The 22,422-nt window shown below is 39.3% G+C and carries 19 protein-coding genes; 10 read left to right on the forward strand and 9 right to left on the reverse strand.

The features are described from left to right. Positions 1–330: 330 nt before the first annotated feature. The gene (mutS, locus tag ACFFUE_RS04145; RefSeq protein ID WP_376832944.1) at positions 331–2,916 is read right to left on the reverse strand and encodes a DNA mismatch repair protein MutS; all 2,586 of its coding nucleotides are present in this window, start codon (positions 2,914–2,916) and stop codon (positions 331–333) included. A gap of 97 nt (positions 2,917–3,013) precedes the next feature. Between mutS and ACFFUE_RS04150 the strand changes: the two genes are divergently transcribed. From ACFFUE_RS04150 to ACFFUE_RS04160, 3 genes are all read left to right on the forward strand, one after another. Further along, entirely contained in the window at positions 3,014–3,886 is an 873-nt protein-coding gene (locus tag ACFFUE_RS04150; RefSeq protein ID WP_376832945.1) for a bestrophin family protein, read from the forward strand. Positions 3,887–3,890: 4 nt separating this feature from the next. Then, positions 3,891–4,436 (forward strand): RNA methyltransferase, encoded by a 546-nt coding sequence (locus ACFFUE_RS04155; protein ID WP_376832946.1) that lies wholly within the window; start codon positions 3,891–3,893, stop codon positions 4,434–4,436. 145 nt (positions 4,437–4,581) lie between these two features. Continuing rightward, positions 4,582–5,568: an acyltransferase family protein gene (locus tag ACFFUE_RS04160; protein ID WP_376832947.1), complete on the forward strand. Its 987-nt coding sequence runs from the start codon at positions 4,582–4,584 to the stop codon at positions 5,566–5,568. A gap of 2 nt (positions 5,569–5,570) precedes the next feature. Here ACFFUE_RS04160 and ACFFUE_RS04165 read toward each other — a convergent pair whose 3' ends face one another. The 4 genes from ACFFUE_RS04165 to mfd form a co-directional block, all read right to left on the reverse strand. Beyond that, positions 5,571–6,554, reverse strand: coding sequence for an endonuclease/exonuclease/phosphatase family protein (locus ACFFUE_RS04165; protein WP_376832948.1), 984 nt, complete (start codon positions 6,552–6,554; stop codon positions 5,571–5,573). Continuing rightward, positions 6,545–7,306: a rhomboid family intramembrane serine protease gene (locus ACFFUE_RS04170; RefSeq protein ID WP_376832949.1), complete on the reverse strand. Its 762-nt coding sequence runs from the start codon at positions 7,304–7,306 to the stop codon at positions 6,545–6,547. The genes ACFFUE_RS04165 and ACFFUE_RS04170 overlap by 10 nt, the downstream gene beginning before the upstream one ends. Positions 7,307–7,376: 70 nt before the next feature. Beyond that, on the reverse strand, positions 7,377–7,940 hold the full coding sequence (gene pth, locus ACFFUE_RS04175) for an aminoacyl-tRNA hydrolase (protein ID WP_376832950.1): 564 nt from the start codon (positions 7,938–7,940) through the stop codon (positions 7,377–7,379). Between the two features lie 282 nt (positions 7,941–8,222). Continuing rightward, positions 8,223–11,612 carry a transcription-repair coupling factor gene (mfd, locus tag ACFFUE_RS04180; protein WP_376832951.1) on the reverse strand — a complete coding sequence of 1,130 codons (3,390 nt, stop codon included), beginning with the start codon at positions 11,610–11,612 and terminating at the stop codon, positions 8,223–8,225. A gap of 172 nt (positions 11,613–11,784) precedes the next feature. On the opposite strand from mfd, the gene ACFFUE_RS04185 reads away from it, so the two are divergent. The 7 genes from ACFFUE_RS04185 to rnhA all read left to right on the forward strand — a co-directional run bounded on the left by ACFFUE_RS04185 (position 11,785) and on the right by rnhA (position 18,939). Next, the gene (locus tag ACFFUE_RS04185; protein ID WP_327983828.1) at positions 11,785–12,141 is read left to right on the forward strand and encodes a hypothetical protein; all 357 of its coding nucleotides are present in this window, start codon (positions 11,785–11,787) and stop codon (positions 12,139–12,141) included. A 108-nt stretch (positions 12,142–12,249) separates the two neighbouring features. Then, complete coding sequence (locus ACFFUE_RS04190) at positions 12,250–13,752, forward strand: GH3 auxin-responsive promoter family protein (RefSeq protein ID WP_376832952.1); 1,503 nt, start codon at positions 12,250–12,252, stop codon at positions 13,750–13,752. A gap of 66 nt (positions 13,753–13,818) precedes the next feature. Continuing rightward, a complete protein-coding gene (locus tag ACFFUE_RS04195) occupies positions 13,819–14,370 on the forward strand; it encodes a hypothetical protein (RefSeq protein ID WP_376832953.1) in 552 nt (183 codons plus the stop codon). A gap of 27 nt (positions 14,371–14,397) precedes the next feature. Then, on the forward strand, positions 14,398–15,789 hold the full coding sequence (locus tag ACFFUE_RS04200; RefSeq protein WP_376832954.1) for a T9SS type A sorting domain-containing protein: 1,392 nt from the start codon (positions 14,398–14,400) through the stop codon (positions 15,787–15,789). Positions 15,790–15,920: 131 nt separating this feature from the next. Beyond that, on the forward strand, positions 15,921–16,628 hold the full coding sequence (locus ACFFUE_RS04205) for an AAA family ATPase (RefSeq protein WP_376832955.1): 708 nt from the start codon (positions 15,921–15,923) through the stop codon (positions 16,626–16,628). 107 nt (positions 16,629–16,735) lie between these two features. After that, the gene (gene dnaB, locus ACFFUE_RS04210; RefSeq protein ID WP_376832956.1) at positions 16,736–18,337 is read left to right on the forward strand and encodes a replicative DNA helicase; all 1,602 of its coding nucleotides are present in this window, start codon (positions 16,736–16,738) and stop codon (positions 18,335–18,337) included. A 119-nt stretch (positions 18,338–18,456) separates the two neighbouring features. After that, positions 18,457–18,939 carry a ribonuclease HI gene (gene rnhA, locus ACFFUE_RS04215; protein WP_376832957.1) on the forward strand — a complete coding sequence of 161 codons (483 nt, stop codon included), beginning with the start codon at positions 18,457–18,459 and terminating at the stop codon, positions 18,937–18,939. Here rnhA and ACFFUE_RS04220 read toward each other — a convergent pair. The 4 genes from ACFFUE_RS04220 to ACFFUE_RS04235 all read right to left on the reverse strand — a co-directional run bounded on the left by ACFFUE_RS04220 (position 18,936) and on the right by ACFFUE_RS04235 (position 22,355). Further along, positions 18,936–19,937, reverse strand: coding sequence for a cation diffusion facilitator family transporter (locus ACFFUE_RS04220; protein WP_376832958.1), 1,002 nt, complete (start codon positions 19,935–19,937; stop codon positions 18,936–18,938). The genes rnhA and ACFFUE_RS04220 overlap by 4 nt on opposite strands. A gap of 91 nt (positions 19,938–20,028) precedes the next feature. Then, the gene (locus tag ACFFUE_RS04225) at positions 20,029–20,625 is read right to left on the reverse strand and encodes a DUF3575 domain-containing protein (RefSeq protein ID WP_376832959.1); all 597 of its coding nucleotides are present in this window, start codon (positions 20,623–20,625) and stop codon (positions 20,029–20,031) included. A gap of 113 nt (positions 20,626–20,738) precedes the next feature. Continuing rightward, entirely contained in the window at positions 20,739–21,749 is a 1,011-nt protein-coding gene (locus ACFFUE_RS04230) for an aspartate-semialdehyde dehydrogenase (RefSeq protein ID WP_376832960.1), read from the reverse strand. Between the two features lie 162 nt (positions 21,750–21,911). Next, positions 21,912–22,355: a hypothetical protein gene (locus ACFFUE_RS04235; RefSeq protein ID WP_376832961.1), complete on the reverse strand. Its 444-nt coding sequence runs from the start codon at positions 22,353–22,355 to the stop codon at positions 21,912–21,914. Between the last annotated feature and the right edge of the window lie 67 nt (positions 22,356–22,422).

Raw genomic sequence — 22,422 nt, forward strand, 5'->3', positions numbered from 1 at the left:
ACTTCCGACTGAGTACAGAGGTTCTAATCTGATAAATTAAGACTTCCGACGGAGTACGGAGGTTCTAATCTGATAAATTAAGACTTCCGACTGAGTACAAAGATTCTAATCTGATAAATCAAGACTTCCGACTGAGTACAAAGGTTCTAATCTGATAAATCAAGACTTCCGACGGAGTACGGAGGTTCTAATCTGATAAATCAAGACTTCCGACTGAGTACAAAGGTTCTAATCTGATAAATTAAGACTTCCGACTGAGTACAAAGGTTCTAATCTGATAAATTAAGACTTCCGACTAAGAGAGAACATTCTGATTTGAGAAAAGCCAATCTACTGCCCTATCATTCTTTTAATAGCGTTCAGCTTCATTAGGGCTTCTATTGGAGTAAGGGTATCGATGTTAATTTTGGTAAGTTCCTCACGGATATTTTCTAAAACAGGGTCATCCAATTGGAAAAAAGACAATTGCACCTGCTCATCCACCACTTTTTTCATCTTCTCTTTCACCTCCCCTTGCGTACGGTTGGCTTCCAAAGTTTTTAGGATTTCCGAGGCTCTATTCACTACCTTAGCAGGCATCCCCGCTAGCTTAGCCACGTGAATACCGAAGCTATGCTCACTACCGCCCTGCATTAGTTTTCTTAGAAAAACAATGTTCCCTTTATTCTCCTGAATGCTCACGTGGAAATTTTTGATTCTCTCGAAACTGAGAGTCATCTCATTCAGCTCGTGGTAATGGGTTGCAAACAAGGTTTTAGCCTGTGTAGGATGCTGATGGAGGTATTCTGCAATAGCCCACGCAATAGAAACGCCATCGTAAGTGGAAGTTCCCCGCCCAATTTCATCTAACAAAATCAGGCTTCGCTCTGAGACATTATTGAGGATATTCGCTGCTTCGTTCATCTCCACCATAAAGGTAGATTCTCCTGCGGAGATATTATCCGTAGCCCCTACCCGAGTAAAGATTTTGTCTAACAGCCCTATCTCTGCATATTTTGCTGGGACAAAACTTCCCATCTGTGCAAGGAGACATACCAATGCCGTCTGACGCAAGATGGCAGATTTACCCGACATATTAGGCCCCGTTACCATAATGATTTGCTGAGATTCTTTGTCTAAGTAAATATCATTCGGGATATATTTTTCGCCCAAAGGCAATGCTTTTTCTATGATGGGATGGCGGGCTTCTTTTAAATCTATGGCATAGCCTTCATTCAAAACGGGCTTGGTATAGCCCTCCGAAATTGCCAACTCCGAAAGTCCTACGGCAATATCCAACTGGGCGATGAGCTGGGCGTTCTCCTGAATGGCATCTATATAATTCATCACATTTTCACAAACCACACGGTACAGCCTATGCTCCAAAGCAGCAATTTTTTCTTCTGCTCCTAAAATCTGCGTTTCATATTCTTTCAGCTCTTCGGTGATGTATCGCTCTGCACTTACCAAGGTTTGCTTCCGTATCCAGTCGGCAGGTACTTTATCCTTATGGGTATTTCTTACTTCTATATAATACCCAAAGACATTGTTAAAATCTATTTTCAGTGATGCGATGCCTGTATTTTCTATCTCCCGCTGGCACATCTCATCTAGAAACGCCTTCCCTGAACTTTGCAAAGAACGAAGTCTATCCAGCTCCTCATCTACCCCTTCTCTTATGACATTACCTTTGGCTAAACTAACAGGAAGCTCCTCGTTAAGATGTTGGTCTAAAAACGAAATCAATTCCGTTAAATCATTGAAAGGATTGAGCCACGCCAAAACCTCGTGGTGCGGGTGTAGTTTTTCTTTGATGGACTTGATGGCAACCAAACTCTGACGAAGATAACCTAATTCTTTAGGTGAAAGTTTCTCCGCTGCCAATTTCCCCATCAGCCTATCCAAATCCGAAATGGATTTTAAATGCGATTGAATTTCAAATTTTAAATCATCTTCCTTATTGAAAAACTCTATCAAAGACAGCCTCCTATTGATTTCATTAACATTTTTAAGTGGTAAAATCAACCTTCGTCTAAGCAGTCTTCCCCCCATAGGCGTAGAGGTTTTATCGATAATATCCAAAAGGCTTTTCCCATCTTTATTGGATGGAAACACCACCTCCAAATTTCTCAATGTAAACTGGTCCATTTGCAGATAGTCTTCCTGCGGAATGGTTTGGATTTTCGTAATGTGAGCCAGCAAATCGTGATGGGTATCTTCTACCAAATACGCTAATATCGCTCCTGCTGCCGTAATGCCCAGAGGCATTTGCTCCACACCAAAGCCTTTTAGGGAGTTGGTTTTAAAATGGCTGGTAAGCTTATCCAAAGCATAAGAATACTGATATGCCCAGTCTTCTAATTTAAAATAATTACGCCCCTTCAGCTGCGTGGGCAGCTCTTTAGCTCTCTGATGGATGATTTCACTCGGCTCAAAGGTATTCACAATATGAAGGAGCTTTTCCCAATTGCCCTCTGATACCAGAAACTCTCCTGTGGAAACATCCACCAACGCCATTCCATACTTTTCTTTTTCTTTATGCACAGAGAGTAGGAAGTTATTTTTCTTAGCATTGAGCACTTGGTCATTAAAGGTTACCCCTGGCGTTACCAGCTCTGTAACACCACGCTTTACGATACCTTTTACCATTTTAGGGTCTTCTAGCTGGTCGCAGATGGCTACACGAAGCCCCGCTCTCACCAACTTAGGAAGATAAGAATCTATGGAATGATGAGGAAAACCCGCCAATTCCATATGAGAATCGCCATTATTCCTTTTGGTAAGGACAATCCCTAAGACCTGCGAAGCCTTGATGGCATCGGCACCGAAAGTTTCATAAAAATCTCCCACTCTGAATAATAAAAGAGCATCGGGATATTTTGCCTTGATGCTATTGTACTGAGCCATTAGAGGGGTTTCTTTCTTTGCTTTTGCCATAGGATGTTATTCAAAAAAAATGAGCGGTAAAATTACAAATATTGAATGAACTTGAAAAATTAATAATTCCTATTTTTGCACCAACTAAAAACTCAAAATGCACTATTATAACACGAAGAATTTCTTTAAAATCCTTTTCAGTCTTCATAAAAGTGATACCCTGAAGACCTTAGCTCCTGCAATGCTTGCAATGCTATGCTATGCTTCAATGGTTTATTTTCTAGAAATAGAATACCTTAAACTTACAGAGCGTTCTACCATCAAAAACCTCAGCCTCTTTAACACCCTATTGGGATTTGTACTATCAATGCTCTTGGTTTTCCGTACCAACTCTGCCTACGATAGATGGTGGGAAGGACGAAAGCTTTGGGGGCAATTGGTAAACGACTCCCGAAACATCGCTACAAAAATCAATGCCCTTTTGCCAGCAGATGATTTTGACAACCGAACTTTTTTTCGCACCCACTTATCATTTTTTCCACACGCTCTTAGCACACATCTCACCAAAGAATCTACCCGCAAGGTTTTGGACAGTGATTATTCTTCCTTGGAAAACAACCTCCAAACGCACGCCCCATTGGAAATCATCAATGCAATGAATACCAAGATAGCAGAACTCCATAGAGAAGGCACCCTCTCTGGCGAGCAGATGTTGCTGTTGGATAGGCAAATGAGTGGTTTTCTGGATGTCTGCGGTGGCTGCGAACGCATCAAGAACACCCCAATTCCTTTATCTTATTCCTCTTTCGTAAAGAAGTTTATTATGATTTATGTTCTGATGCTTCCCGTAGCGTATGTGGTGCAAATGGGCTGGATAATGATACCGCTTACGGTTTTTATTTTCTATGTGCTGATGAGTTTGGAAACCATTGCCGAGGAAATAGAAGACCCTTTTAATAATGATGAAAACGATTTGCCAACTGAAAAAATAGCTCAAAACATCGAAAGAAACATTCACTTAATTCTCTAAAAAAATGACTTCAACTAAAAAATTAAAACTAGAAGAACTGGGCAGAATAGATATAGAAACTTTCAAAAACTCTGAAAAAATCCCATTGGTAGTGGTCTTGGATAATGTGAGAAGTATGCACAATGTAGGTGCTATTTTTAGAACTGCAGATGCCTTTATTATCAGTCAGATTGTCCTGTGTGGCATTACCCCTCAGCCCCCTCATCGCGAGATACACAAGGCTGCCCTTGGTGCTACAGAAAGTGTGGATTGGGTTTATGAAAAAGATATTACAACCGCCATTCAGAATCTAAAACACAATGATTTTCAAATCATTGGCATAGAGCAAACCTCCAACAGCCAGAATATTGAAAACTTCACCATAGATGCTTCTCAAAAATATGCTTTGGTATTAGGCAATGAAGTAGATGGACTATCAGACGAGGCATTACCCCACTACGATACTTTTCTAGAAATCCCACAGATGGGAACCAAACATTCTTTGAATGTATCCGTGTGCGGGGGAATCGTAATGTGGGAGTTTTTTAGACACTTAAAACCTAAGTCGTAAAAAAGTATTCCCTCTAAAAAAGAAAAAACCGCAAAATCCTGATGGACAATGCAGTTTGAAATAAATCTAATAAAAAGTAAAAATGAAAGGGTGCAAATATACATACTATTTTAATACAATGCAATAGTTTTATCGAAAAAAAATAATGAACAGAGCCAATAATATCCCTTTCCTCCGATTAATACTCGCTATCATTGTGATGATAAGGCACTTTATAGTTCTCAATGGCGAAACGATAGAAAGTGGAATTCGGTTTTTATCTTTTTCCATTTTTATCTTTTTCATCCTTAGTGGAATGCTGGTCTTTGCAAGTTTTGAGAAAAACCCAGAGATAAAAACATATTTCAAAAAAAGATTTCTAAGGATATATCCTGCTTATGCTTTTGTCATTGTATTCTTTTCTATCATCTTAGTTTCCGTAAGCCAACTTGGCTTTTCCGATTATTTTTCAGGAGATTATATCAGATATCTTATTAGCAATTTGGCTTTTCTTAATTTCCTCCAGCCCTGCATCAACGATGTTTTTTCTAATAATGCCATTTGTGCTATAAACGGCTCCCTCTGGACATTGAAAATAGAAGTAGGTTTTTATTTGCTCTTACCGATAATGTATTGGATTTTAAAATCATACCGCTATAAAACTCAAAATATTATTTTAATTAGTATTTACCTTTTAGCCTGCCTATACTTCTATTATTTAGCAGAAATAAAAGACAATTACCTATATGCGAAGCAGCTACCTGGTGCTATGATGTACTTTGCAAGTGGGATGCTACTGTACAGAAACTACCATTTTTTACGCAACAATATTAAGTTATTCACTCTTCCTGCCGTGGTAATTATTGTCTTACACCTATGGCTTACCCCCATTTATGTTCTATTTCCGATTAGCCTTGCCATCCTTGTATTTTGGTTAAGTTTCTCACTTAGAACCATCGATATTTCTTTTTTGAAAGCAGATTTGAGCTACGGTATATTTTTATTCCATTTCCCCATCATACAACTTTTTGCCCATTGGGAAATCACCCAGCAGTACCCCATTTTAGCATTCATCCTTGTGCTAATCATCACTATAGGACTAGCCTATTTCAGTTGGAACATCTTGGAAAAGTCCTTTATCAAAAGGAAGTAATATCACCACTCGAAAGTGGCTATTACAGGAAAGTGGTCTGATAATGTTATCCCTCTATCTACCCGATAAGACACGGGCTTGATGGATGGCGATGTGAAGATATAATCAATCCGAATAGGAAATTTAAACGAATGAAAACTGGTGGCACTTCCCTTCCCTACTTCCATAAAGGCATCTACTAAATCTTTTCCCAGATGGTAATACTCCCAAGAATTGGGCACGGCATTAAAATCTCCAGCTAAAATCACGGGGTAAGGAGAAGCTTCTACCGCCTTTCTCACCATCTCCACCTGCACCTGATGGTCTTTAAAAGTGGGTATCAGACGGAACAACAGTTTCTTCCCTTTTTCTTTATTAACCTCCATATTTTGAGTAGGTTTCACCATAGATTTCTCCAGCTCAAAAGGTTGGAGATACACATTAATCACCCTTATGATTCGCCCCTCTACTTCCACATCAGCATAGAAGGAATAAGCATTATACTCCTCCGAAATCAATGATTCTGTTTTCAGAATCTTATGCGGGGTATAAATCCCTATAATACCTTGAGAATGATAATTTGGATTCTGAAGTTCTCTTTTCCGTTGCTCTTGAAACAAAATAAAATCTGCTTGCTGCTCACGGATAAACTGCTCTACACTCTCTTTCCCCTTCAATGTCTTGGCATAGTCTCCACTGTGAGAATTAAAGGTAACTACTTTCAGGTTAGCCTTACGAGGGCTTTCCGCATTGTAGTTGACCCATCGCCTTACAGGGTTCAATAGTAATAATGAAAACACAAGAAAGACAATCCCTCGCTTCTTCCACATCAGCAACCAGCATAGGGTAAAAATACCGTGTAAAATCACCAAAAAAGGAAAAGCCAATGATAATAAATTAAGAGATCCCAAAAACTTAGGAGGAAGCCAAGCATTCAGGAATGTAGCTCCCAAGAGTACCACTACCGCAAGGTGCCCCAAAAGTAATATTACACGGACTAATCCCATCGTTGAAAATGTTTTTTACGAAAGTTCAACGCCATTAGAAAACCTACCAACGCCCCACCAATATGGGCAAAGTGAGCTATATCCCCCATCTGATTGCTAAAACCAAGGTACAAGGAAACAATAATAATCAAAGGGAAAAGATACTTTGCTTTGATAGGAAATGGAATGAAGAGGAACATCAGTTTAGCATTTGGGAACATTGTAGAAAACGCGGCTACTACACCAAATATCGCTCCCGATGCCCCTACCATTGGCACTTGAAGTGCCGCAAAAAGCTCTTGAGACAACGCCACCGCCTCTTTTGATGATGCAGAAATGGATAAATCTCCCGTATAATTAAAATCTGACTTCCTAAAAATCTCTGCAACATCTACATTCAGCTCTGTCAGTTCTGTGGTAAGCTGATAAACCTCGTAAAAGTTCCAAACATTGAAGAGTAAAAATGCGCCTATCCCGCTTAGAAAATACAACCACAGAAACCGTCTTCCGCCCAGCACCTGCTCTAGCACAGGGCCAAAGCTCCATAGCGTGAACATATTAAACAAGATATGGGTAATCCCAGAGCCACTTCCGAGGGGAGCGTGCATAAAAATATGCGTTATCACCTGCCACGATCTGAAATTAGGCGAAAAGGGATAATACGCTGGTAATAATCTATATAGAGCATCGCTCAATAATAAATTAGCAATGAGATACATCACCACATTAATGATGATAATATTTTTGGTAATAGGAGGCAAGGTTCTAAACATATTTTTTAAAATTCAAACAATTAAAAGAAACTGTCCAAAACTTTTCGAACAGCCTTTCTTTGTACTTTTATCATTTCCCATTAAAGGCATTCATTGTATTGGTAATCCCTGCAAAAACAAACGAAAGGGAAGCTTCTGCAAATGTTCTGATTCTTTCTGGGAGTTTTTCCTTTTCTTCATCAGCCCATTCTCCCAAGACATAGTCTATCTGCTGACCTTTGGAAAATTCTGCCGAAATCCCAAATCTCAATCTAGGGTAATTTTGAGTTTGAAGCATTTCCTGAATGTTTTTCAGTCCGTTATGCCCTGCATCAGAGCCTTTCCCTTTCATTCTCAAAGTTCCAAAAGGTAACGCCAAATCATCGGTGATAATCAGCACATTTTCCAATGGAATATTCTCTTTTTGCATCCAAAACTTGACGGCTTTCCCTGAAAGATTCATATAGGTATCTGGTTTTAATACCAAGACTTTTCTACCTTTATGTTTTCCTTCTGCAAGCCAACCAAAATTAGCCGATTGGAATTTGACTTCCATCAGTTCAGCTAATTGATCTGCTATTTTAAAACCGATGTTATGGCGAGTTTCTGTGTATTCATCGCCTTTATTTCCCAATCCTACAATTAAATATTTCATATTTTTATGTATTATTTACAAATATATTTTGATTTTTTTATTATCAATAGAAAAATCATTCTTTTTTCCAGTGAAATAATAATGGTATTAACGCACTGACAAGTATTTTAGCCTTTGAATTCTTCATTCTTAGTAAGAACTTGAAAGCCGATAATATACCGAAACAAAAATGGTGATAATTCTTCCATAATAAAAACATTTTAATAGCTTACCATTTGGTAACTTACCGTTTAGTAACTTACTATTTAGTAACACAGATATAATGATAATTTTAATACCAAATTATCCCATTATCAATTTAAGAAGATGATTCATCTCTTCTACATTTTTCACATTATCTTTCCGCATCATCAGTTGGTTGCCATCTTTACTGGCTTTTTCTTTGAGCTGAGCATCTTTAGGATGCTGGGTAAGGTAGGCAATGATCGCTCTAAACTTATCACTTTGGTAAAATTTATCCTGTGGATTGCTTGGGAAATAGCCGAGGAAAACACCGTTTTTCATCACGATTTTTTCAAAACCAATATCGGCAGCGAGCCATTTCAGCTCCACGGATTTAAGGAGATTGATGGCTTCTTCGGGTAGTTTTCCAAAGCGGTCTTCTAATTCATCGCCAAAGCGTTTTAATACTTCTTTATCGGTGATTTCGGCTAATTTTTGGTAAAGATTCAATCTTTCTTCGGTGCTTTGTACATAGTGGTCTGGGAGCATCAGTTCCCAATCGGTATCAATATTCACCTCTTTGGTAGATTTAAAGAGCTTTTTGCGGTCTTCTTCATTGTCAAAAAGATGTTCAAACTCCGTTTCGTTTTGAAGCTCTTCTAAGGCTTCTTGCATTATTTTCTGGTAAGCTTCAAAGCCCATTTCATTGATAAAACCACTTTGCTCTCCGCCTAATAAATCCCCTGCTCCACGGATTTCCAAATCCTTCATTGCAATCTGAAATCCACTTCCCAAATCTGAAAACTGTTCTATCGCTTCCAGACGCTTTCGGGCGTCGCTGGTCATCATATCATAAGGCGGTGTAATGAGATAGCAAAATGCTTTTCGGTTACTTCTTCCCACACGCCCTCGCATCTGGTGGAGGTCTGCCATTCCAAAACGCTGAGCATCATTAATGAAAATGGTATTGGCATTCGGCACATCTACGCCACTTTCTACAATGGTGGTGGATACCAATACATCGTATTTCCCTTCCATAAAATCCAAGATTCTATTTTCCAACTCCTTACCATCCATCTGTCCGTGTCCTGTAATCACTCTGGCATCTGGCACCAAGCGTTGAATCAGCCCTGCAATTTCTTGTAAGTTTTCAATTCTATTATTAATGAAATAGACCTGCCCATCTCTTTGAAGTTCATAAGAAATAGCATCTCGCAAAATCTCTTCATTAAAACCAATAAGCTGAGTATCCACGGGCTGTCGGTTAGGCGGTGGTGTTTTAATAACACTCAAATCTCTGGCTGCCATTAGCGAAAACTGCAAGGTTCTAGGGATAGGAGTAGCGGTAAGCGTTAGTGTGTCTATATTGGCTTTCAAAGTTTTAAGTTTGTCCTTTACAGAAACGCCGAATTTATGCTCTTCATCAATGATTAACAGCCCCAAATCTTTAAATTTAACCTTATCTGAAACCAACTGATGGGTGCCAATAATAATATCTAATTGACCTGCTTCCAATTGTTTCAGGGTTTCGTTTTTTTGTTTTGTAGTTCGGAATCTATTGAGATAAGAGATATTCACAGGGAAATCTTTCAATCGTTCTTTAAAACTTCGAAAATGCTGAAATGCCAAAATGGTTGTAGGTACCAAAACCGCCACTTGCTTCCCATCTGTTGCCGCTTTGAAGGCTGCCCTGATGGCAACCTCCGTCTTGCCAAATCCTACATCACCGCACACCAATCTATCCATAATGGTATCTGCCTCCATATCTTTTTTTACATCATAGGTGGCTTTTTCTTGGTCTGGGGTATCCTCGTAGAGGAAACTGGCTTCCAATTCATTTTGAAGGTAAGAGTCTGGTGAATAGGCAAATCCTTTAGCGGTTTTTCTTTGGGCGTATAATTTTATCAAATCAAATGCGATTTGTTTTACTTTGGCTTTGGTCTTATTTTTTAGGTTTTTCCACGCTGGCGAACCAAGTTTAGAAAGGGCAATTTCCTTACCTTCCGGCCCGTTGTATTTAGAGATTTTATGCAAAGAATGAATGCTCACATAGAGCAAATCACCATTTTTATAGGTTAGCTTAAAGCACTCTTGGGTTTTACCATCGTTATTCACTTTTACCAATCCCATAAATTTCCCAATGCCGTGGTCTATATGCGTGATATAATCTCCTATCTTTAAGGACATCAAATCTTTTAAAGTCAGCTGCTCTGATTTTGCAAAGGCATTTTTAGCCTTAAATCTTTGGTATCGGTCAAAAATCTGATGGTCTGTATAAACGGCTATTTTGTTTTCATTATCAATAAAACCAGCGTGTAGCGAGGAGAGAAAAGACGCCCCCTTTCCCCCAAGGGGGAGAACATTCCCAATACCATCCTCTATGGAGGAGCTTGTAATGGATTTAAAAATATCTTCTAATCGCTCCTGTTGTTTTTCAGAAGAAAAGGAAATCCATACTTTGTAGCCCTCTTGCTGTTTCTGCTCCAAATCTTCCATCAGCATTTCAAAATTTTTGTGAAACGATGGCTGTGGAAGCATTGCCCAATCTTGTAGAATATCGGAACTCGGGTTGTGCGTAAGGTCTATCGTTCTAAAAGTCTGATAATCTTTCAGAAAAACCTCTTTGGAAATAAAAAGTTCCTCTGGCTTTCGGTGCTTAATCGCATCGCTAAGTGTGGGATATTTTGTTTCTGCTTTGGTGTAGAAATTTTCAATACCATCTAACGAAAGGCTTAGATTTTTGGAGACAATCAAAGTATCTTTTGGAAGCAACTCTAAGAATGAGACTTTACTGCCTTGTGCAGAAAAATTCATATTAGAGACCAATTTCAGCTCATCTACTTTTTCTATGGATAGTTGGGTTTCAATGTCAAAAGTTTTAATGCTTTCTATTTCATTCCCGAAAAATGTGATGCGGAACGGTTTTTCATAAGCATAAGAGAACACATCTACTATACCACCACGCACGGCAAACTCCCCTGGTTCTGAGACAAAATCGGTAAGGGTAAAGCTAAACTGATTGAGCAGTTCTTCGGTAAAATCAAAATCTAGGCGGTCGCCCACGCGGATATGATGAGAAATGGCTCTAAAATCTTCCTTTTTCAAAACCTTTTCGTACATAGCAGAATGGTGTGCCACAATGATTTTAGGCTTTGTATCACCATCTAAACGATTGAGCACTTCGGTTCTTAATACCAAATTGGCATTTTTCGTCCGCTCCACTTGATAAGGCTCAAGATAAGTCGCTGGGAAGTAAAGCACCTTTTCTTCGCCGAGTAGCTCTTCCATCTCGGTAGTGATGTAGTGGGCATCTTCCTTATCTTGGGTGATGAATAAAATGCTTCGCTGGGTTGCCAGAAACAATTTTGCCACCAAAAGCGAAGCAGAAGAGCCTGCCATTCCCTTTACTGAAATATGCTGATGTTGCTCTGAAAGATTGAAAGCTTCTTGTCCAAAATTGGACTTTAACAATTCTGGCAGAAGGCTTTGCTGTATATTTTTTAAACTCATTGATGTCTTAATCTAAATACGCACAAAAGCGACTTCGGGACTTTCCGAAATCGTTTACACCCCGCAAAGATAATCTATTTTCTATAATCATAATTTTAGTTAAAATTTCAAAATGAAACAATTTAGCCTTAAATTTGACGTTATCCCTTCATAATCTTAAAAATTTAGAGCAATGAAACAATTAGCAACTATGCTATTATTAGCATTCGGATTGACTTTCGCTACGGCACAAACTACTGCCACAAAGCAGGAAGCTAAAAAAGTAGAACAACAAGCTAAGGCTGCAAAACAAGAAGCCCAAAAAGCAAAACAACAGGCTAAAGCCGCTGAAACTAAAGCCAAAGCATCTGAACAAAAGGCTAAAACTGCCGAGCAAAAAGCAAAAGCGGCTGAACAGAAAGCTAAAACCCAAACAACTAGCACCACTACCAAACTGAAAAAAGATGGAACACCAGACAAACGCTACAAGGAAAATCAAAAATTAAAAAAAGATGGCACGCCTGATAAGCGTTATAAAGAGAATAAATAAAATCACAATGCTATGCCCCTTCCTATCAGAAGGGGTTTTATTATTCCCTATCCTATTTCTCGGCTTCCAAGTCTGATTTCTTCGCATTAATCTTTGTACATTTGCATTATGCTAAAATTCATCAAAAAAACCATTGCCCTACTTTGGGCAAAACGCCATATCCAATCGGCACAAGAGTTTAAAGACAACGCCGTTGCCCAGCAAGAGCAGCTGCTTCTCTCCCTTGTGAAAACAGCAGAAAAAACGCTCTTCGGGCGAGTGCATCAGTTTGAAGAAATTCACTCCGTGGAAGATTTTCAGCAACGCGTGCCCATCGCCGATTATGAAGACCTAAAACCTTATATAGAAAAAGTAAAACGCGGACAAGCCAATATCCTCTGGACAGGAACGCCCGAATATTTTGCCAAAACTTCAGGTACCACTTCTGGAGCAAAGTATATCCCCATCTCCAAGGAAGGAATGCCCTACCAAATCGCAGCAGCACAGTCCGCCATATTCCATTATATGGTAAAGAAAAACAACGCTGATTTCGTGAATGGTAAAATGATTTTCTTGCAAGGTTCGCCAGAGCTAGAGGAATCTTTCGGAATTAAAATAGGGCGACTATCGGGAATTGTAGCTCATCATATCCCTAATTATCTTCAAAAAAATAGACTCCCAAGCTATGAGACCAACTGCATAGAAGATTGGGAAACCAAGGTAGATAAAATAGTAGAGGAAACCGAACGCGAGAATATGACGCTCATCTCTGGCATTCCTCCTTGGCTCATTATGTATTTTGAAAAATTGATTGAACGAAATGGCAAGAAAATAAAACAACTCTTCCCCCACCTTCAGCTCATCATCACAGGCGGTGTCAACTACGAGCCTTATCGTGAAAAAATGGAGGAACTGCTCGGTGGTAAAGTGGATATTATCCAGACATTCCCCGCCAGCGAAGGTTTTTTTGCGTTTCAAGATGATTATACCCAAGAGGGACTTCTCTTGCAAACCCATCACGGTATTTTCTATGAGTTTGTTCCATTGGAAGAATTTGGAAAACCCAACGCCCCGCGTTTAACCTTGAAAGATATAGAGCTAAACAAAGATTACGCTCTGATTCTCACCACCAATTCTGGGCTTTGGGCATACAGCATTGGTGATGTGGTACGCTTCATCTCGAAAAACCCACACCGAATTTTGGTAAGCGGCAGAACCAAACATTATACCTCTGCTTTCGGAGAACACGTCATTGCATTTGAAGTAGAGGAAGCGATGAAAGCCACCGTGAGCCAACATCCTGCACAGATTACAGAGTTCCACCTCGCTCCACAAGTAACGCCCCATAATGGGGAACTCCCATACCACGAATGGTTCATTGAATTTGAAAAAGAGCCAGAAAATATGGAAGCCTTCCGTGAAACATTGGATAACGCTATGCGAGAACGCAATGTCTATTACGATGATTTGATTACAGGCAATGTGCTTCAACCTCTGAAAATTTCACGCTTAGAGAAAAATGCGTTTCAGGAATACGCCAAATCCGAAGGCAAACTAGGCGGACAAAACAAAATTCCAAGATTGGCAAATGATAGAAAAATAGCTAAAATTCTGGAAAAGTATAAAAATTAAAAAAAATCTTATATTAGCAACCCAATAAAACCAAAAGAAACTACAATAACATATTTTGAAAATTTTGTGAGAAAAACATTATCTTTTTTGGCTTTATCTCTCATTGCCATTGGGGGAAAAGCACAGACTGCCGATGTAGAAAAAAGCATCTCGGGAGTGCAAGTAGGACTTTTCGGTCTTGACCTTTACAATGAAACCAAAATTGCAAACAAGACTACCCTAAGAGCAGAATTCGGACTATTGGCAGGAGTATGGGGCGGGGATATGTACGCTAAAACAGGGTTTGCATTTTCCCCAAGTCTTGTCGTACTGCCTAAATATTACTACAACATCGATAAAAGAGCAGAGAAAGGCAAAAACACAAAAAACAATGCAGGAAATTACTTCGGACTTCAAGTAAACTATATTCCCAATTGGTTTGTGATTTCCAATGAAAAGAATTTGAATCTCAATCATCAGATGCATTTTATCCCTACCTATGGCATCAGAAGAAATTTTGGCGGAAACTTCAATTATGAATTTAGAGCAGGGATAGGCTACGGCTTTACCTTTGGAAGCCCAAACAACACCTCTGGCACTTCTATGGACCTAAGCTTTAAAGTGGGCTATGATTTTTAAAAATATTTTTAACTTTTTTTTAATACTATGAATTTAAAATCTAGATTTATTTGGAGTCTTTTAGCATCTCTTCTATGCTTCTTCTTTACCTCCGCAAAAGACATTTATCTACAAGATCTGAATGATGGCACGATGGGCGATGGTACAAAAACCAATCCTTATAGAGAACTCTCTGTAGCGGTAGATAACGCTGAAAATGGAGATACCATCTATCTTTTAAGCAATTTTGTACATAGAAATGACGCCTTGCCTTTCCTCATCAATAAAAACATCACCATAGATGGAACTAACCAATTTGGAATCTTATTCAGAGGAATGCACTTAGAGCTCGCAGGCAATGTAACCTTTAAGAATATAGGTCTAAGAATGCTCCCAGACGGTAGCAATATAACTAAAATCTACATCTCCGATTATAGTGTTACTTTCGATAATGTAAATACTCAATTATCCGTTCAGCAAGATTCTGAAAGACCTACCATCATTGCAGGGACTTATAGAGGGAAACAGGGGAGCAATCACGCTCAAATCACTTTCGTGAATGCTTCTTTTCAAAGTCGATTTAGAAAAATTTTTGCTGGCAATGAAACATCCATAAAGAATACGCCTACCACAATTATTTTGGATAGTAACACCAAAATAGATGAAGGAATAGAACTTTCTGGAGGGCAAGACTTACCCGTAAATGCTCCTGTGGAAGTTTTGTCGTCTGGTAGCACCAAAGTCTTCACTAATAACGGAAATTCACCACAAACTAAGGTCAGCATATCAGATATTAATCTATACAATGTTACGCTACAAAACATCAAAGACCTTGTTATTTCAAAATCCAAAATAAGCACAACATCTAATTTTAAAGGATTAACTGGAATTCTATCTATCACCGATGGAAGTTTCTTTCTGGATAACAATACTGTTCCCATCTCCGTTGATGGTGTTATGGGAAATGGCATCATTACACTACCTCTATCTAAAGAATTTTTTTCTGTAAACCACAATATCAGTAACGAAACAACTTTAGAACTTATCACTTGGAATGTTGCAGACTATGAAAGACTTTTAGGAGAAAAACTTATCTCATCAGAAAGCGGTAACCCTTCCATAATCATAAAAAACAGTGATTACATAGTAGAAAACATAAAAGAATCTCATTCACAATATTGGACTTTGAAGAAGAAAACACTAAGTGTAGAAACTCTAAAAAACAATAAAATCACTTTGTATCCTTCTATTGTAACTACGGTTTTCCACATCCAATCTGAGCAAAAAGTTAACAATGTCAAAATTCTTAACCTTTCAGGGAGACTTATAAAAACTTTCGGAAATCAAACCGCTTACAATATTGAAACTCTCCCTAGTGGAGTTTACTATATCTTGCTAAACGATAGCCAAACATACAAGATTATCAAACAAAACCAATAAAAAACTTTTTTCAATCATTAAGAGGCTTAAAAAACTTTTTTCTTTAAGCCTCATTTTTTTTATAAAAATAATGTTCATTTATTCTACTTAACCATTAAGTTTTTTATCTTCACCTCTCATATCAAAAACCTATGTCCACATTTGAATTACTGATTAACGATAAAGAAGCCTTAGCATTAGACCAAATGGTCTTCAGCTCAGAAAATAAAACCCGATTAGAGCAAATCATCAAAGAACATCAATACTTAGACGAACTCCAAAAGTACGGGCTGAAAGTAGATAACAAGATTTTACTCTACGGGCATTCTGGATGTGGTAAAACCTCTACTGCTAAAGCAATTGCCAAAGCCCTCAACAAAAGCATCTTGATACTTGACCTTACCAATTTTATCTCCGCAAGGATAGGCGATACTGGCAAAAACCTAAAAGCCGTTTTTGAAAAAGCGGCTAGAGAAAAAGCCGTTTTGTTCCTAGACGAATTTGACCAAATCGGGAAAATGAGAGGCAATGATGATAAAGATGTGGGCGAGATGAGACGCCTTGTAAACACCCTCATTCAGCTGATAGATTATTTCCCAGAAAAAGCCCTGCTCATCGCCGCTACCAATCACCCAGAGCTGATAGACCTTGCCATCAAAAGAAGGTTTCAGCTCAAACTAAAATTTGAAATGCCCACAGAAGCTCAGCTTGATACTTATTACAACGCTCTTCTGGAACCTTTCCCCAAAGCACTCCAAAACATCGAGCGAAAATATCACATCTCCTACGCCGAAGCCAAAGACCATACCCATACCCTGATGAAACAACGCATCATAGAAAACTTAGAAAAAGAAAAATAATTTTATCCACAATACAAATCTCTAAAAATCAAAATATTAAAACCAATCGTTTCCAATTGTGAATTAAAAACCAACCGCAACACTTGTAAATAAACTATCTTTGCAATATGGTACAAAAGGAAACATTATCATCTCTTACTCACGGTAATTTTGCCAAGGAACTTTCCATTTCCGAGGGAAAAATGCCACCCAATGCGGTAGATTTTGAAAAACTGGTTATTGGTACTTTTTTGATTGACAAAAAAGGGCTAGACTACTCCATAGACCTGCTAAAACCCGATGTCTTCTACGACCCAAGACATCAGGTGATTTTTGCCGCTATCTTAAAGCTCTACGAAAGCAACCACCCCGTAGATCTAATGACCGTGATTCAAGAGTTGAAAAAAGAAGGCAAACTCTCCCTTGCTGGAGGCGACCAATACATTATCGAACTAACGCTTGGCGTGAGCTCATCAGCCCATATAGAGTACCACGTACGTGTTATTTTGGAGAAATACATTCTGCGAAGCCTCATCAATGTTTCTGCTAATGTAATTGACAATTCTTATAAAGAATCTACCGATGTATTTGAACTTTTGGACAAAGCCGAGCAATCGTTCTTTGAAATTACCAATGGTACCATCAAAAAAGGATTTGACACCGCTAATTCCCTCGTGAAACAAGCCGTAGAATCCATCAAAGCCCTAAGAGATAAGGAAGGTCTATCTGGCGTTCCTTCAGGGTTTACAAAATTAGACCAAGAAACTGGAGGCTGGCAAAACTCAGACCTTATCATCATTGCAGCAAGACCCGCAATGGGGAAAACCGCCTTTCTCCTCTCGATGGCAAGAAACATCTGCGTACAGCACAAAGTACCCTTGGCTTTGTTCTCTCTAGAGATGGCATCTGTACAGCTTATTACCAGAATGATTTCCTCCGAAACGGGGATTTCCTCTGAGAAATTGAGAAAAGGGCAAATGTCTGATGAAGAATGGCAAAGACTATTCACCAATGTTTCCGAATTGGAAAATGCTCCGCTCTACATTGATGAAACACCTTCTCTTTCTGTTTTTGATTTTAGAGCCAAATGCCGAAGATTGGTAATGCAGCACGGGGTAAAAATCATTATGGTGGATTATCTCCAGCTGATGACCGCCAATAGCGGAGGGAAAAACGCAGGAAATCGTGAGCAGGAAATTGCCACCATCTCTCGTTCCTTGAAGGCCATCGCCAAGGAATTGAATGTCCCTGTGATTGCCCTTTCACAGCTTTCCAGAACGGTGGAAACCAGACCAGGGAAACGCCCGCAGCTTTCCGACCTTAGGGAATCGGGTGCCATAGAGCAAGATGCGGATATTGTGTCGTTTATCTTCCGTCCAGAGTATTATAAAATTGATACTTGGGACAATGACCCAGAGGGGGAACAAACTTCCACGGAAAACCAAGCGGAGCTTATCATCGCGAAGCATAGAAATGGTGCTACGGCAGATGTAAGGTTGGCGTTCATCAAGAATCTTGGGAAATTTGCAGATTTGGAAGCGTTGCAGGGCAGCTATGGCTATCAAAATCATAATCTCAATTCAATGGAAGAGTCTTCAGGAATGGGTAAAATTACCACTACCGCTCCTCTTTCAGATGCTTTTGGCATCTCAGATGGTATGGACTATTCTAACTTATCTGGCTCTTCTATGAATGACTACGAGGATGAAGATAATGAGTTTCCGTTTTAATTAGAGGTTAGATTTTAGAAGTTAGAGGTTGGATATTAGATTTTAGAGGTTAGAGATTGGGTATTAGATATCTATACTGATTCGTTGTTTGTGTTTGACATTAAAAAAAACAAAAAAAATTGGGATTTAAAATTAACATTTATACCGATGGTGCGTGCAGTGGCAATCCTGGCAAGGGTGGCTACGGTATCCTAATGCGAATCCCCAACGAAAACTACGAAAAACGATTTTCCAAAGGTTTTAAAAAAACAACCAACAACCGAATGGAACTACTGGCTGTGATAGAAGCTTTGGAAAAGCTAAAAACCAACGACAATGAAGTGCATATCTACACCGATAGTAAATATGTAGCCGATGCCATCAATCAAAAATGGCTTTTGGGATGGATAAAAAAAGGATTTAAGAATGTGAAAAACCCCGACTTGTGGCGGAGGTTCGTGCCATTGTTCAATGCCCATCGCCCTACTTTCCATTGGATAAAAGGACACGCAGGACACCCTGAAAATGAAATCTGCGACCAGCTCGCCGTAAAAGCCTGCCAACAACCCAACTTAGAAACCGACCACGGCTTTGAAATGCCTAACCAAGAGGGATTGTTTTAGCTTTCTTTATTGTGCTTGCTTACCTGCGTAACGGTAGCAAGATTCCAATCAATCTTTTTAACGAAAGGTAAAGCACGAACAGGGCAATCCGTTAACTGACAAACCTCGCAGGAGAAAGGTTTGCAGTCGTCTAAATGAAAATTAAACTCAATTCTTCTATCGGTGTGCTCTGCAATGCAAACCATCAGTTCCTCCATCTGATTATGAGCTTCTCTCAGTTCTAGGTAATAAGGCAATGTTAAATGTCCATCAATATGCAATCCACTTCCGTGCTGCTGGATGCGAACATTGTGCACATCTATCCACTCTTTTTTTCGGAACCTATTGAGCAATACTACAAGATGCTCCATCAGTTCGGTATCGGTTTCATCCATAATGCCCCCAAGCGATTTTCTAATAATCCCATAGCCTACAAACATAATGTACCCCCCGAAAACCAAAGCCACTACAGAATCTAGCCAATTGAGCCCCGTAAAATACACCAAAATTAAACTCACCACCACCCCTACTGTGGTGATGGTATCACTCTGAAGATGCTTCCCAGAACTCTGCAACACCAGCGAATTTTCCTTCACTCCCTTTTGATAGGAGATATAACCTAGAAGGTAATTAACGGCAGCCGTAGCCGCTATAATGAAGATTCCCCAATCCAATTTCTGCAATGTATTGCCGTGAAGCAACGAGTCCACCGATTCTACAATAATCATCACTCCCGCAAAGATGATGAGAGCCCCTTCTATCCCTGAGGTAACAAACTCCACTTTACCGTGCCCATAAGGGTGATTGATATCCTTTGGCTTTGCTGAAAGATAGAGAGAATAGAGCCCCATAAAAGCCGCTATGATGTTTACGGTACTTTCCATAGCGTCTGAAAACACCGCATCAGAATTGGTAAGGTGCCAAGCGATGAGCTTCCCTACAAAGAGAACTATCCCAACGATGGCAACATTTCGCTGAAAAGTGAATTTAGTTTTATCCTGCTGTTCCGTAACTTTCATTATTTTCAATATAAATGTTTCATTACTCTAACCAATAAAAAAAGTCTCTTCTACCGAGACTTTTTGCTTGTATGTAAAGGCGTTATTATCATTAAAATCTATAACCTATTCCCAGCATTCCTTTGGCTATTGTAGGCTCATAGTCTGAACCGAAGGCTCTACCAATTCCTACCGAGGCTTCTAAGAGAACATTTCCTTTCAAATCCCATTTACCACCAAAGCCTACACCCATAGTAAAGTTAGTTTCTCTTTTTTTCTCCGTTCTTGGATAGACGCCCCATCCATCTGGTGAAGTATACCAACCAATTATATCATCATACTTTCTGCTTGTGATTCCCGTAAATCCTTCTAAAAAGAAACCTCTTGCCCATTTCTTACCGAAATAGTAGCGATAGTGTGGTAATATGTGAAAATAAGAGGCATCTTCCCCTACCACATAATCATCTAATATTAGAGCGGTTGTTACCCCAATCCCAGAGTCTTTATTCAGATGATGTTCATAAGAAACATTCACCAGCCCTAGCACCAATGCAATGGGATTCACCATCACATCGTTTCTTCTCTCACCATTATTTTGAACAGTGGTAGTAGTGGTGGTTACGGTGGTAGTTGTAGTGGTTTCCTCCGTTTGAGCTTTGGCAAAAAACATCGTCGCCAATACTGAAAATGTAGTTAAGATTCTTTTCATTGTTATAAGATTTTTGTTTTGGTAAAAATAATAGTAAAAAATCAATCTCACAACATATCTTTTTAAAAACAGAGGCTATCAACCAAAATATCCCTATTCTTACCTCTTTCTAACTATACCAACCCTTTTTCCACCAGATATTCTGCAATCTGAATGGTATTGGTGGCAGCTCCTTTTCTTAGGTTATCTGCTACAATCCAGCAATTGAGTGTATTGGGCTGCGATGGGTCTCTGCGGATTCTTCCTACAAACACCTCATCTTTCCCTTCAGAATAAAGACACATAGGATATACCTTATTCGCGACATCGTCTTGTAATACCACGCCTGAAGTTTCAGAAAGAATTGTCTTTACTTCATCTAGGTCAAAATCATTTTCAAACTCGATGTTCACGCTTTCAGAATGCCCACCTTGTACAGGAACACGCACAGCAGTAGCCGTTAGCTGAAAAGAATGATCCCCCATTATTTTAAGAGGCTCTCTCATCAGTTTCAGCTCTTCTTTGGTATAATCGCCTTCATCAAAAACATCACACTGAGGAAGGGCGTTTTTGAATATTTCGTAAGGATAAACTTTCTCTACACTTTCGTTGCTATTGCCCTTTACTGCATTTTCGGTCTCTGCATTCAGTTGGTCTACGGCAGCCTTCCCTGTCCCTGTAACCGACTGATAGGTAGAGACTACCACGCGTTTTATTTTATACTTTTTGTGCAGAGGATTCAGCACCATTACCAGCTGAATGGTAGAGCAGTTGGGATTGGCAATGATTTTATCTTCTTTTGTAAGCACAGAAGCATTGATTTCAGGAACTACCAACTTCTTGGTGGCGTCCATCCGCCAAGCGGAAGAATTATCTACCACAGTAGTACCCACCTCTGCAAACTTAGGTGCCCACTCTAGGGAAGTACCTCCCCCTGCAGAAAACAGGGCAATATCTGGTCTCATCTCTACGGCAGTAGGTAAAGAAACCACAGGGAACTCTTTTCCTTTATAGGCGATGATTTTCCCTACGGAACGCTCAGACGCTACGGGAATCAGCTCTGTAACGGGGAAATTTCTCTCTTCTAAAACTTTTAGCATCACTTGTCCTACCATACCGGTAGCACCTACCACGGCTACTTTCATTATCTATCTATTGGGTTATGCGTTATATTAATCTCGTGCAAAGTTATTGTTTTTAGCAAAATATCCACCAGAAAAATTGGATTATTTGGAAGTTTCTAAGCACACAAAAGGCTTATATCTTTTGTAGATACAAGCCTTTTAATCATATATATTTATAGTTAATTACTTTCCAAATAATTTAGCGAAAGGAAACGCATAGAAGAATAGGGCTAATGCAATAGCACTGAGTATCACGATTCCGAAATTGAGCGTATCATTGGTCTTCACCTTTTTGTTAACAATGGTCATCAGCACGGCAGCGATGAGCATAGAGGTAGGGTGTTCTACAAAGGTAAATCTATTGTAAGCATCACTCATTAGGCTTTTCATTACGGCACCGCTATCCAAAATAGCTTGGAATCCTTTGGAGGTGAATAGCATTGCTAAGCCTACCAAAAACTGTAGGTGAAAGAAAATCATTGTAAAGAGGGTGGATTTTCTTAAGAACTTGCTATTCTTACCAGAATAACCAAACATTGCCGTAAGCAAAGCCACCACGAATACGGCTACTAAAAGTAAAATAAGGTACGCAAAACCTCTGTGAGCGTGTAAAATTCCTGTTTCCATTGAATAAAATTTTATTTTGAACAAAGATAAAAAAAATCCCGACTTTTTGGGTCGGGATTTGGGTCTA

Source organism: Bergeyella porcorum (genome assembly GCF_042427575.1).
Taxonomy (GTDB): Bacteria; Bacteroidota; Bacteroidia; order Flavobacteriales; family Weeksellaceae; genus Bergeyella; species Bergeyella porcorum.